Origin of the sequence: Saccharospirillum alexandrii (genome assembly GCF_043641555.1) — a bacterium.
GTDB lineage: Bacteria > Pseudomonadota > Gammaproteobacteria > Pseudomonadales > Natronospirillaceae > Saccharospirillum > Saccharospirillum alexandrii_A.
Genome location: NZ_JBHZRJ010000006.1, coordinates 181,789 through 195,072 on the forward strand (window position 1 = coordinate 181,789; position 13,284 = coordinate 195,072).

The following is a 13,284-nucleotide window of genomic DNA, read 5'->3' on the forward strand; positions in this document are numbered from 1 at the left end:
ACCCAACGTCAAGCGCTCATCTGGTTGCAAAACTTTAGTATTCCAAACTTCTATTTGTTGCGTAGATGAGCTCAGCGATGATACTTAGGGCTTAGTTCAACCACAGCCTCAACAAAAGCCCCGGCATGCTCAGGATCAACAAACTGGTGAATACCGTGACCTAGGTTGAACACATGGCCTGAACCTTTGCCATATTCCGCCAGAATGCGCTCGACTTCGGTCCGAATTCCGTCCGGTGAGGCATAGAGCACTGAGGGGTCCATATTGCCTTGCAACGCAACCTGCTCGCCAACGCGCGTACGGGCATCCGCCAATGAAGTCGTCCAGTCCAGACCCAGCGCATCGGCGCCAGACGCCGCAATCGATTCCAGCCACTGCCCCCCGCCTTTGGTAAAGAGGATTACCGGCACTCTGCGGCCCTGATGGGTCCGTTTCAGGCCTTTAACGATGCGAGTCATATAATCCAGCGAGAAGGTCGGATAGACCGTGTGACCAAGCACACCGCCCCAAGTATCGAATATTTGCACGGCCTGTGCCCCGGCTTCGATCTGGGCATTCAGGTAGTCGGTCACAGAGTCGGCCAGGCGGGTCAGCAGCGCATGCAGGGTTTCCGGGTCGTTGTACAGCATGGCTTTGATGTGACGGAAATCCTTGGAGCTGCCACCTTCGATCATGTAGGTCGCCAGTGTCCAGGGGCTACCGGAAAAACCGATCAGCGGCACCCGGCCGTTCAGGGCACCGCGAATGGTGCTGACGGCATTCATCACATAACCCAGATCACTGGCCATATCGGGTTGATGCAGTGCCTCTACATCCGCCATGGAACGGACGGTACGTTCAAAGCGCGGGCCTTCACCCGTCTCGAAATAGAGCCCGAGACCCATGGCATCGGGAATGGTCAGAATGTCGGAAAATAGGATGGCGGCATCCAGCGGGTACCGCTCCAGCGGCTGCAAGGTGACCTCGCAGGCAAAATCGGCGTTCTTGCACAGGCTGAGGAAATCACCCGCTTCGGCCCGCGAAGCCCGGTACTCCGGCAAATACCGCCCGGCCTGGCGCATCATCCAGACCGGCGTACGGTCGGTGGGTTCACGCATCAGGGCGCGCAGGAAGCGGTCGTTGGTCAGTTCAGCCATGGGGTGAGATCCTGTAGAAAAAGTGGGCGCATTATACGCATAGCGGCCGTCACTGACGAATTCAGGCGTTCATCTTTGGTGTTACACTGACAGGCATATTTTCAAGACATTGATGAAGGAGCCCGCGTGAACTTTCTGGGCCACTGGCTGTTTTCAGACCCAACCCCCGACGCCCTGATCGGCTCACTCTGGCCCGACTTCGCCAGAAGACCTGACCCGAACACCGTTTCAGAAGAGTTTTTGATTCATTTCGACCGGCACCAGGCCATCGACAAGCTAACTGATACCACTCCGTTGCTAGAACCCCTGCGAGTGGCCTTGCGACCCAAACTGCGCAAGACCACGCCTATTGTTGTGGATATGTTGATTGATCATCACCTGGCGAAGCATTGGTCCGATTACCATGAACAACCACTCTCTGAGTTCACTCAACTTCGATACCGGCAATCAAGAGATTTCAACCTATTGGACCTTCCTGAAAAGTTAGAGCGCACACTTTATTGGATGGAGGAAGACGACTGGTTGTCTGGTTACAGAGAGCCAGAAAACCTGGTGAGAGCGCTAGGTGGAATGTCCAGAAGAATAAGGTTTAAAGATTCAATGCAAGCCTCTGGGTTTTGGGCAATTGACCAGATTTCTCTACACGCTAGAAGTGTTCACGAGTATTTAACGAGCTTGGTTCAGACAATAGAGGCAGATACTAAGCTCCACTGCTCACCCAATACAATTAGTATCAAGTGAGCAGTCGTGCTTTCTAAAGATCTATTAGAAGGTAACCGTTACTTCGTATATCGCGGTACCGATTTCGATCTCACACAGGCCAGGGCTAACGCCTGCATCGCTCAAGCTAAACCGAATAGCAAATTCATACCCAGTACCTGGATTCCGATAAGTATTTTCTACACTTCCATCTGCAGGATTAGTAACCGTTGCATCAACCTCTTCGCAACTAACGCTTATTCCGGTACCAGCCGCAGGAATGTTGCCGGCATCGTCTGAAACTGTGTAGGTTTCCGTTGAACTATTGCCAGCAATATTGACATTAGCAGGTCCGGTAATACTCAAGAATGGGCGGCTCAGTATTAAACCCAAATCAAGAGACAAGTAAGTTAACTGATCACAATGACCATTGTCTCGGGCTGCTTGAGTGCAACTTGAACCACGGTACTTTGTAGTTCCGGTGCCATCCGCATATACACCTGTTGCAATTGCATCAGCGGTATTGGTTCTAAAATTTAGTCTTGACCAACAATTTATAAACGAAGCTTCGACGTTATCCCAATCACCATCACCATTTACGTCTACAAAATTCTCACCCAAATCGTGATCATCGTCGTTGTTAGAATCGAGATAAGGTTCTGGTAACGGACAGAAATACTCTCCTTCGTCATACGCACCGTTCCCATTTTCATCAATAAAATACTCGTCACCTCGTGTAAAGGCGAGCACTCTGACTCCGCCATCTTCAGGCCAGGGGTTAGCACTGGTCCAAGTTAGTGAGCAACGCCCTCCAACTACGACACAGCTTTCGACGGGGCCTCCGTTTTCACCTACAATTTGCCCAGCACTCGTTTTTAAACTAAATATAGAACCTTCTGCCGCTGGTCCGCCTGTTCGGTCGCTTACGATAAGACTAAGAGCAACGTCAATACCAAACTTACCCCAAGCCTCTTCAGGGTTAAAAGTTTCAGGTCCAAAAGTTAACCAATGTGACATTGGGAGCCCTGAATTTACTGTAATGTCATAAGGGTTTTCAGTAGAAATAAATGTTCCTGTAGGATCGCCTAAACTATCTAAGATTTCGGTCGTTGCAGATACCTTAAACGTTGTATTCACGGTTCCGCTTTGGGCAATTGCATAGACTTCGCCGGCAGAATTTGTTGTACCTTCATCTTTTGTAAGCTGAACTCCGCCAATTGGATTCTCAATATTAAATGTCACTTCTTGGTTGCTGACAGGATTCCCCAGCAAATCTCTTACAACAAAAGGAACCCGCGTTGTAGTAGGTCGATTTGCTGTACCGAACCCCAATATACCGATCGTCGAAGTTTCTGGCTGCGCGCCAGTAATAGATCCCACCTCAATGCCTTGCACAGTAATGGTGCCAGCTGCGGTCGCAGTACCACTTCCTGTACTGACGCGAGCGGTGACTGTGTCTTCACCTCTGCAACCTTCAGCAGTATACGTTGTGCTGACCGTTCCCTGGCCTGTCGCGGTTGCAGGACTGAAGGAGGCTCTTGCGGGTGTAATACTTGAGCACTGGGACGAGAAATCAACAGAAACTGTCTCTGCTGTATAGAGCGCATTATTGCTATTTTCGTCGACGACATTCACTCGTATTTCAGTCGATCCACCCGCACTCAGTGTTTCTAGTGAGATGGTCAGTGCGCCTTCCTGAAAGCTTCCGCCTTCACCAGTACCAATTGTAAGGTTTACCGGTGTTGTATCGTTGCCGCCTCCTGTATCACCACCGCCACCACCTCCGGTATCACCACCACCGGTATCACCGCCGCCATCATCACTTCCATATCCATCGCCATCACAGGCAACCAGGGCTAATGACAGCAACAAGGCCATCCCTACTTTTTTATCGAACATCAGACGAGCTCCCATTCGGGCTTTGTATAGTGACTGTAAGGTCTAAGATAATCTTACCGGGCGCTGCAATCAAAAAAAAACGGCGTAAAACGCCGTTTTTTCCAGATTTAAGACTCAGGTCACACTTCGAGGTAATCCAATATCCCCTCAGCAGCCTTACGGCCCTCATATATAGCGGTGACAACCAGGTCTGAACCCCGCACCATGTCACCACCAGCGAAGATCTTCTCGTGGCTGGTCTGGAATGGGTATTCCTGGTGCTCAGCGGCGCTAACCCGCTGCCAGTCGTCCAGCGTGATGTTGTTGGGCTCGAACCAGTCGGCCGGGCTCGGCTGGAAGCCAAAGGCGACAATCACGGCGTCTGCGGCCAGTATTTCTTCCGAGCCGGGGATCACCTCAGGACGCCGACGACCGTTTTCATCCGGCTCACCCAGTTGGGTGGTGACCAGTTTGATGCCTTCAACCTTGCCATCGCCCACGATTTCAACCGGCTGGCGGTTGAACAGGAACTCGACGCCTTCTTCCTTGGCGTTGGCGACTTCACGGCGCGAACCCGGCATGTTGGCTTCGTCGCGGCGGTAGGCGCAGATCACCTTAGCGGCCTGCTGGCGAATGGAGGTGCGGTTGCAATCCATGGCGGTGTCGCCACCGCCGAGCACCACGACCCGCTTGCCTTCCAGGTTGATGTAGTCCGCCGGGTCTTTTTCCCAGCCTTTGGTGTGGTTGACGTTGGAGATCAGGAACGGCAGCGCTTCGTGCACGCCGTCGAGGTCTTCACCCGGGAAGCCGCCTTTCATGTACTTGTAGGTGCCCATGCCCATGAATACAGCGTCGTAATCAGCCAACAGCTGTTCGAAGTCGATATCGACGCCGATTTCGGTGTTCAGGCGGAATTCGACGCCCATGTCTTCGAACACATCACGGCGCTTGGCCATGATGGACTTTTCCAGCTTGAATTCCGGAATGCCGAAGGTCAGCAGACCGCCGATTTCGGGGTATTTATCGAATACCACGGCTTTTACGCCATTGCGTGCGAGAACGTCGGCGCAGCCAAGCCCGGCAGGGCCGGCGCCAATGACAGCCACCTTCTTGTTGGTCTGGGTCACTTTCGACAGGTCGGGCTTCCAGCCCATGGCGAAGGCGGTGTCGGTAATGTACTTCTCGGCATTACCGATGGTCACCGCTCCAAATCCGTCGTTCAGGGTGCAGGCGCCTTCGCAGAGACGATCCTGCGGGCAGACCCGGCCGCACACTTCAGGCAGGGAATTCGTCTGGTGGCACATTTCGACCGCTTCGAGCACATTGCCCTCACTGACCAGCTTCAGCCAGTTGGGAATGAAGTTATGTACCGGGCACTTCCACTCACAGTAGGGGTTACCGCATTCGAGGCAGCGGTGCGATTGCTCGGCCGCCTGCTTCTGGCCAAAAGGCTCGTAGATTTCCACAAACTCGTGTTTGCGGGTATGGATGTCTTTCTTGGCAGGCTCGCGACGGCCGACATCGACAAATTGAAAATCGTTGTTCAAACGCTGTGTCATAACCATTCTCCGTCGGATTACTCAGGGCGGGCCCGGGTGTTGGACAACAAATCGGACAGGCTGGCGGCCTTCGGCTTCACCAGCCAGAAGCGGCTGACGTAGTCGTCGTAGTTATCCAGCAGCTCGGCGCCCCAGGCGCTCTTGGTGTCGTCAACGAAGCGACCGATCACACCAAAGAGGTGATCCCGGTAGGTTTCCATGCTTTCGGTGCCGATGCGGTGAATATCCACCAGTTCACGGTTGTACTTGTCCGGGAAGGTGTTCTCCAGATCCAGCACGTAGGCAAAGCCGCCGGTCATACCGGCGCCGAAGTTACCACCCACATACCCCAGCACAGCGACCATACCGCCGGTCATGTATTCACAGCAGTGGTCGCCAGCGCCTTCGATCACGGCCACACAACCGGAGTTGCGCACCGCGAAGCGTTCACCGGCTGAACCGGCCGCGAACAGGGTGCCGCCGGTAGCGCCGTACAGGCAGGTGTTGCCCATGATCGAGGTTTTCTGCGTTTCAAAGGCGCTGCCTTTGGGCGGCCGGATAACGATTTTGCCGCCGGTCATGCCCTTGCCGACGTAGTCGTTGGCATCGCCGTCGAGCACCAGGTTCAGACCGCCCGCGTTCCACACCCCGAAGCTTTGCCCGGCAATGCCGGAAAGATTCAGAGTGATTGGCCGGTCGCTCATGCCCTGGTTGCCGTAGCGTTTGGCAATCTCGCCCGAGGCCCGTGCGCCGATGGAGCGGTCGCAGTTGCCGATGGTGAAGTCAAATTCACCGCCGGTCTTATTTTCGATGGCCGGCAGAATGGCGTCGAAAATCTCGCGTTGTTTGGTGCCTTTATCGAACGGCACGTTGCGCTCAATTTCGCACTGCTGCGGCTTGTCGGCCGGCACCTGATCGCTGAACAGGATGTTCGAGAGGTCCAGGCAGTTCTGCTTGTCGGTCTGGCCCTTTTTAACAGTGATCAGATCGGTGCGACCAATCACCTCGCCCAGGCTGCGATAGCCGAGCATGGCCAGGTGTTCACGCACTTCTTCAGCCACAAAGCGGAAATAGTTTTTCACCATTTCAACCGTGCCGCGGAAGTGCTGGTCGCGCAGATGATCGTCCTGCGTCGCCACCCCGGTGGCACAGTTGTTCAGGTGGCAGATGCGCAGGTATTTGCAGCCCAGCGCGACCATGGGCGCAGTACCGAAGCCATAGCTTTCAGCACCGAGCATGGCGGCTTTGATCACGTCCAGCCCGGTTTTCAGGCCGCCGTCTGTCTGCAGGCGAATCTTGCCACGCAGATCGTTGCCGCGCAGCGTCTGCTGTACTTCAGCCAGGCCCAGTTCCCAGGGGGAGCCGGCATGTTTGATCGAGGTTAACGGACTGGCTGCAGTGCCGCCATCGTAACCGGAAATAGTGATCAGATCGGCATAGGCTTTGGCGACCCCGGCGGCAATGGTGCCGACACCGGGTTCCGACACCAGCTTGACGGAGACCAGGGCATCCGGGTTGATTTCTTTGAGGTCAAAAATCAGCTGCGCCAGGTCTTCAATGGAATAGATGTCGTGGTGCGGTGGTGGCGAAATCAGCGTCACACCGGGCACCGAAAAGCGCAGCTCGGCGATCAGTTTATTGACCTTACCACCGGGCAACTGGCCGCCCTCGCCGGGCTTGGCGCCCTGGGCGACTTTGATTTGCAGCACATCGGCGCTCATCAGATAGGCTGGGGTTACCCCAAACCGACCTGAGGCCACCTGCTTGATCTTGGAACGGCGATTCGTGCCGTAACGCTTGGGATCTTCACCGCCTTCGCCCGAATTGCTGCGACCACCCAATTCATTCATGGCTATGGCCAGCGCTTCGTGCGCTTCTGGCGACAAGGCGCCGAGCGACATGGCGGCTGAGTCGAACCGCTTGAACAGGGCTTCGGCTGGCTCCACTTCCGACATCGGGATCGCCTTGCGATCCGACGTCAGTTCGAACAGGTCGCGAATGGTCGCGACCGGGCGGCTGTTCACGTAGTTGGCGTAGTCGCGGTAGCGGGATTCATCAGCGTTCTGTACGGCGTCCTGGAGGCTGGTCACTACATCCGGGTTGTAGCCGTGGTATTCGCCACCGTGAACGTACTTGAGGTACCCCCCTTGCTGGATCGACTTGCGCGGTTTCCAGGCGGTTTTGCCCAGCGCCTGCAACTCTTCATGGAAGTGCCTGAACCCTGCGCCCTGAATGCGGCTGGGTACACCTTTGAAGCAAAGGTTGACCACTTCATCCGCCAGGCCCACAGCTTCAAATAACTGGGCGCCCCGGTAAGAGGCAATGGTGGAGATGCCCATTTTCGACATGATCTTGAACAGGCCCTTGTTAACGCCCTTGCGGTAGTTCTTGTGCAACTGGCGCGGGTCACCCTGCAACTCATTGGTGCGGATCATGTCATCCAGAACTTCATACACCAGATAGGGGTAGACCGCCGTCGCACCGAAGCCAATGGCCACGGCAATCTGATGGGGGTCACGAATGGCGCCGGTATCCAGCACGATGTTGGTATCGCAACGCAAACCGTGATCAACCAGGTGATGATGCACAGCCCCGGTAGCCATAACGGCTGGAATGACCAGCTGACCTGCTTTCAGGTCACGGTCTGACAGCACGACAATCTTGACGCCTTCACGGCTGGCTTCTGCCGCCGTTTTGCACAAGCGGTCCAGTGCCTGCTCCAGGTCGCCATCGGCCGGGTACGCCAATGGCAATACCTGGTGACGAAACTCCGGTGCTTCCTGATGCAGGAAGTTCTGGAACTTCAGTGGCGACAACACCGGTGACGTCAGAATCAGACGCTTGGCATGGTCTGCCGTGGGTGCAAACAGGTTCCGCTCCGGCCCCAGGCAGGTTTCCAGCGACATGACCACCGCTTCACGCAAGGGATCGATCGGCGGATTGGTAACCTGGGCAAATTGCTGGCGGAAATAATCGGTTACCGGACGAATGTGCTGTGACAGCACCGCCATCGGGGTATCGTCCCCCATGGAACCTACCGCCTCCTGGCCACTTTCAGCCAGCGGACGCAGCACCTGGTCGCGCTCCTCAAAGGAGACCTGGAACATTTTCTGGTAGGCCAGCAGCTGCTCAGGCGACAGCGACGAGCCGTCTACTTCTTCGGCCAGTTCCAGCTTGCTACGCAGACGCACCGCGTTGTTTTTCAGCCAGTCCTTGTAGGGGTGGGTTTTCTTCAGCCGGTTATCAATTTCTTCGGTTTGCAGGAACTCACCGGTGTGAGTATCCACTGCCACGATGCGACCTGGCCCAACCCGGCCCTTGGCCACAACATCTTCCGGCTTGTACTGGAAGGTACCAATTTCTGAGGCCAGGGTAATAAAGCCATTTTTAGTAATGACCCAGCGCGCCGGACGTAAGCCATTACGGTCGAGCATGCAGACGGCGTAGCGACCATCGGTCAATACGATGCCGGCCGGGCCATCCCAGGGCTCCATGTGCATGGAGTTGAATTCATAGAAAGCTTTCAGCTCTCCATCGATGTTTTCGACGTTGTGCCAGGCAGGTGGAATCATGGTGCGGCAGGCACGGAACAGGTCCATACCGCCGAGCAGCATCAGCTCGAGCATGTTGTCCATGCTGGAGGAATCCGAACCGGTCGTGTTGACCACTGGCTGCAGTTCTTCCAGGTTCGGCAGGTGCGGGGATTCGAACTTGCTCGCCCGGGCTCTTGCCCAGTTGCGGTTACCCTGAATGGTGTTGATCTCACCGTTGTGTGCCAGCAGGCGAAACGGCTGGGCCAGCGGCCACTTGGGCATGGTGTTGGTGGAAAAACGCTGGTGGAATACGCAAATTCCGGTTTCCATCGATTCGCTCGCCAGGTCCAGATAAAAACGCGGCAAGTCTTCCGGCATAACCAGGCCTTTATAGGACAGCACGGTGTCGGACAACGAGCAGATATAGAATTCGTCATCGTCTTGCATGGCCAGCTCCGCCTTGCGGCGGGCGCTGTAGAGCTTCACGGCAAGGCCGTCAGGCGATTCGGCTTTAACGAACACCTGCTCGATCACCGGCAGACAATCGAGCGCCATGGGCCCACAGACTCGGGTATCGGTCGGCACGGTACGCCAGCCAACCAGTTCCAGGCCTTCGTTGGCCAGCGCTGTTTCCAGCGCGGTACGGCCAGAGGCTGCCCGGGCTTCGTCGGCGTTCAGGAAGATCATGCCAACAGCATAGTGCTGACCCAGATCGGTCTGGAACAGGGCATCAGCCTGCTCACGCACAAAAGCATCGGGCATTTGCAGCAACAGGCCACAGCCATCGCCGGTTTTGCCGTCGGCGGCAATACCACCACGGTGCGTCATGCAGGTCAGAGACTCGATGGCGGTTTGCAGCAATTCATGGCTGGCCTGGCCCTGCATGTGGGCGATCAGACCAAAGCCACAGTTATCACGGAATTCATCAGGCTGATAAAGACCGGTGGGGCGATCGAGGCGGTCAGACAGTGAAGAACTGTCTGTTTGATGGAGACCCTGTTTCATAGTGACTCTCTTCTTATCGGGGAACACCGGCACCCAGAGGCGAGGAATCGCAAGGATTCCCACCTATACACGGCTGGCTATCCCGGTGTTCATGCTGATCTGCTCAGGGAGGGTTGCCCGGCTTTGGCAAACGGCAGGTCACTTTATCGACCCCTGCCAGCCTTCAACCCGCCTTATGAACGACTGAATCTGCGGCTGAGTCTACTGAGCCAAAGCGACTTCACAAACTATAACGGTATAATAGGAGGGTAAATTAGTCGCTTCAGTGAAAGAAGCGACGCCAAGCATGAAATTTCAGTTGTTCCGAATCGCGGTTGCTTTTAAATCGGCCACATTTCTCGCCCAGGGAGACTCGTCGGAAAAATCGTCTGGGAGGTTAGGAATATCTGCCCTCGCGGTTGCTGAATCCGGGTACAACCCATAAACCAGCACGTGCCAGGGCCGGCTATCCAGCTGGGTGGTTACAATACCGAACTGGTCGGGATCTGCCTGGCCTTCAATCAGGCGTACAATGGCAGCACGATCCCGAACACCCAGTAATTGTAATGAATATTGGGTATCACTGGCCCCAGCCAGCCAATTGGGCAGTGCGTCTGCGGCAACCGCAGTGCCGGGCTCCGGTGCAGCCGGTTCCGGGGCGGGCTCAGGCGCCGGAGTATTGCCCTCAGGTTCAGGGGCACTGTCTGGCTCGGCCGGAGGTTCTTCCGGGGCAGGGGCAGCCGGAGGCTCGGTCGCGGGAGCAGGCGGTGCATCGGCAGGCACCGGAGCGTCATCTCCGCTTTCGGTCGCGCTCTGCTGCCGGGCTTCAACTCGTGCAACGGCCTCTGCCAATCGCTGCTGCACCTCCGAGTTTGCCGCTGCAACCTGAGTGTCGGGTTCTCGTAATGTCTCGTCCGGCCGGGGTTCGTCCCCTCCCCGGCTGTAGAGAAACACCAGCACCAGAAGAGTCACCACAGCCGAGCCGGCAATCAGGTGTGTTAATGGAAAGCCCTGCTGACGTTCCGTGGTCTTGAAGGTGCCGGCAATAAGGTAGTCACTCACCACCTGATTCAAATGTCCGGGCAGGCCGTGCGCCAGATCATTCAGCCGGGCAATATCGCGAGTGTCGATCGGTACGGCGTCGAGATGACCGGCGGCGGCAAAGCGGTCTCGCAAATACCCGGCGGCATCGGCTTCAGAGAACGCCTCAAGCACCAGCACAAACCAAAGCTCATCGTTTCCGGCCTGCTCTATAGCCGTTGCCGACTCAGCCAGCCACAGTTGACGCATGCGCAGATCGGGTTGTGTCGCCAGGGTGTGTAATGACTGCACCCAGGATTGCACTTCGCCACTCCAGCGATCAGCGTGTTCAACAATCATCAGAAAATTTTCGCCATCGGCGGTGCGCTGAGCGACGGCATCGGCAATATTCCGAAACAGAGAGGCGGTATCGGAATCGACCCGCAAACCCAATCCAAGCTGACCAATCAATTCACGGCAGATAAGGTCTAACTGACTGGCGCTGCCTGCATCCAACCAGGCGACACGCCACTCATCATCAAAACGTCGCAGCACTTCACGCGCCAGATGCCGCTTACCGCCCTCGGCAGGTGCCATCAGCAGGCAGTCCTGAGGGCTAAAAGTCAGCAGGTGTTTGAGTTGTTCAACGGTATCGGAGCGTTCAGCGACACCGCTGAACACGGCTGCATCGACATCCTCGCCGAACGGATCTCGTGCCAACCCATAATAGTCGAGCATGCGTTGGGTTTGATCGGGCATATCCTGCATAAAGGGTACCGGTCCTGAACGTACATTCATTAAACCGACTCACTTCAGCACTGTCCAGCGACTTTGTAAAGCCTCAGCGAATACGCTTTTCCGCAAGTCTGACCACGATTTTTCAGGTTACCCCGTCACAGGCTTCCTTCAAGGTTTCAGCAAGCGCTTCCGGGGCAAAATCGGCGGTTACCACAGCCTGGCCCAGGCCAGTCAGCAGCACCAGACGAAGCTGTCCCGACTCGACTTTTTTGTCGCGAGCCATATGTGTCATGAATGAGTCCGGGGTCATTTTTACAGGCACCTCAACTGGCAAGCCAGCCTGGCCAATGAGTGCCAGCGCGCGCGTGAAGACATCGTCTTCGATCCAGCCCAGCCGCTTGCTCATCAAACAGGCCATGACCATACCCGTGCCCACTGCTTCACCGTGTAACCAGGTCCCATACCCCATTTCCGCTTCGATGGCATGACCAAACGTATGGCCAAGGTTCAGCGTTGCACGCAGCCCCTGCTCGGTCTCATCCGCGACTACAATGCGTGCTTTTGCCACGCAGGACCGATAGATCGCTTCACTGATGGCTACAGAATCATTAGCCATCAGTTCTGGCATGGACTGTTCGAGCCAGCCAAAGAAGTCGGCGTCGCCAATCAGCCCATACTTGATCACTTCAGCCAGGCCGGCCGACAACTCCCGGCCGGGCAAGGTGACAAGTACAGTCGGATCAATGAGAACGGCAACCGGCTGTTTAAAGGCACCGATCATGTTTTTCCCGAGCGGATGATTAATGCCAGTCTTGCCGCCGACCGATGAATCGACCTGAGACAACAGCGTGGTAGGTACCTGGACAAAATCAACACCACGCTGATAGGTCGCGGCAGCATACCCCGTCATATCACCGATCACCCCTCCTCCGAGTGCCACCAACACCGCTTTTCGACTGAGGTTGTTCTGTAGTAGGAAGTCATAGATCCGGGTCAGGGTCGCCTGGTTCTTGTGAGCTTCACCGTCTGGCAAAACCAGGGTAAGCAGCCGCCTCCCTGGCTTGTCGAGGCCCGCTTTAACGGCTTCAAGGTATAGCGGCGCAACTACGTCGTTGGTGACTATGACTACCTCAGTATGCGCAACGCACTCGTTCCAAACCGAGGCGTCTTGCAGGCAACCAGGTTGAATCAGAATCGGGTAACTGCGATCACCCAGCTCAACGGTTAGTTTCATAGGCTGTATCCAGTGCTTTCAGTTGTCGAAGGATATCGCGCACAACTGAGCGTGTACTGTGCCCGTTGGTGTCGACCATGATGTGCGCTGTTGCTTCGTAGAGAGGGTTGCGCAGCTGCGCCATTTGTTTGAGTACCTGACGAGGGTTGGCGTTTTGCAACAAAGGGCGATTTCGGTCTTTTGCAGTGCGCACCAGTTGCTGGGCAACCGATGTTTTTAAATAGACCACAAAACCGGCCGAGCGCAACAATGACCGGTTCTTTTCTCTGAGGATTGCACCGCCACCGGTTGCCAGAACCTGAGGTGGCTCTGCAACCAAATCGGCCAGAACCTGGCTTTCCCGATCGCGAAAGCCAGCCTCTCCCTCCAGATCAAATATCCAGGGAATATTGGCTCCGGAGCGCTCTTCAATTTCCTTGTCGGAATCGACAAAGGCCAGGCCCAGTTGCTCAGACAGCAAACGGCCGATGGTGCTCTTTCCAGCGCCCATCGGCCCGATAAGAATGACTCTTCCAGATGACATC

Annotated in this window: 8 protein-coding genes; 1 reads left to right on the forward strand and 7 read right to left on the reverse strand. The window is 55.8% G+C overall.

Annotated features, from left to right (window positions below; genetic code table 11):
* Positions 1-71: 71 nt before the first annotated feature.
* Entirely contained in the window at positions 72-1,136 is a 1,065-nt protein-coding gene (hemE, locus tag ACHUE7_RS19855) for a uroporphyrinogen decarboxylase (RefSeq protein ID WP_394171608.1), read from the reverse strand.
* A 126-nt stretch (positions 1,137-1,262) separates the two neighbouring features.
* Here hemE and ACHUE7_RS19860 point away from each other — a divergent pair, with 126 nt between their 5' ends.
* The gene (locus ACHUE7_RS19860; protein WP_394171609.1) at positions 1,263-1,877 is read left to right on the forward strand and encodes an acyl carrier protein phosphodiesterase; all 615 of its coding nucleotides are present in this window, start codon (positions 1,263-1,265) and stop codon (positions 1,875-1,877) included.
* A gap of 24 nt (positions 1,878-1,901) precedes the next feature.
* Here ACHUE7_RS19860 and ACHUE7_RS19865 read toward each other — a convergent pair whose 3' ends face one another.
* The 6 genes from ACHUE7_RS19865 to aroK form a co-directional block, all read right to left on the reverse strand.
* A complete protein-coding gene (locus tag ACHUE7_RS19865; protein WP_394171610.1) occupies positions 1,902-3,734 on the reverse strand; it encodes a hypothetical protein in 1,833 nt (610 codons plus the stop codon).
* A gap of 119 nt (positions 3,735-3,853) precedes the next feature.
* Positions 3,854-5,272: an FAD-dependent oxidoreductase gene (locus ACHUE7_RS19870; RefSeq protein ID WP_394171611.1), complete on the reverse strand. Its 1,419-nt coding sequence runs from the start codon at positions 5,270-5,272 to the stop codon at positions 3,854-3,856.
* Between the two features lie 17 nt (positions 5,273-5,289).
* Positions 5,290-9,789: a glutamate synthase large subunit gene (gene gltB / locus ACHUE7_RS19875; protein WP_394171612.1), complete on the reverse strand. Its 4,500-nt coding sequence runs from the start codon at positions 9,787-9,789 to the stop codon at positions 5,290-5,292.
* Between the two features lie 294 nt (positions 9,790-10,083).
* Entirely contained in the window at positions 10,084-11,586 is a 1,503-nt protein-coding gene (locus ACHUE7_RS19880; RefSeq protein ID WP_394171613.1) for an SPOR domain-containing protein, read from the reverse strand.
* A gap of 82 nt (positions 11,587-11,668) precedes the next feature.
* Positions 11,669-12,760, reverse strand: a complete 1,092-nt coding sequence (gene aroB / locus ACHUE7_RS19885; RefSeq protein ID WP_394171614.1) for a 3-dehydroquinate synthase — start codon at positions 12,758-12,760, stop codon at positions 11,669-11,671.
* Complete coding sequence (gene aroK, locus ACHUE7_RS19890) at positions 12,744-13,283, reverse strand: shikimate kinase AroK (protein WP_394171615.1); 540 nt, start codon at positions 13,281-13,283, stop codon at positions 12,744-12,746. The genes aroB and aroK overlap by 17 nt, the downstream gene beginning before the upstream one ends.
* Position 13,284 lies beyond the last annotated feature (1 nt).

What these genes read in the sequence shown, in the direction of transcription:
- hemE (WP_394171608.1), bottom strand. Translation starts at nt 1,136, where the DNA reads ATGGCTGAACTGACCAACGACCGCTTCCTGCGCGCCCTGATGCGTGAA.
- ACHUE7_RS19865 (WP_394171610.1), bottom strand. Translation starts at nt 3,734, where the DNA reads ATGTTCGATAAAAAAGTAGGGATGGCCTTGTTGCTGTCATTAGCCCTG.
- ACHUE7_RS19870 (WP_394171611.1), bottom strand. Translation starts at nt 5,272, where the DNA reads ATGACACAGCGTTTGAACAACGATTTTCAATTTGTCGATGTCGGCCGT.
- gltB (WP_394171612.1), bottom strand. Translation starts at nt 9,789, where the DNA reads ATGAAACAGGGTCTCCATCAAACAGACAGTTCTTCACTGTCTGACCGC.
- ACHUE7_RS19880 (WP_394171613.1), bottom strand. Translation starts at nt 11,586, where the DNA reads ATGAATGTACGTTCAGGACCGGTACCCTTTATGCAGGATATGCCCGAT.
- aroB (WP_394171614.1), bottom strand. Translation starts at nt 12,760, where the DNA reads ATGAAACTAACCGTTGAGCTGGGTGATCGCAGTTACCCGATTCTGATT.
- aroK (WP_394171615.1), bottom strand. Translation starts at nt 13,283, where the DNA reads ATGTCATCTGGAAGAGTCATTCTTATCGGGCCGATGGGCGCTGGAAAG.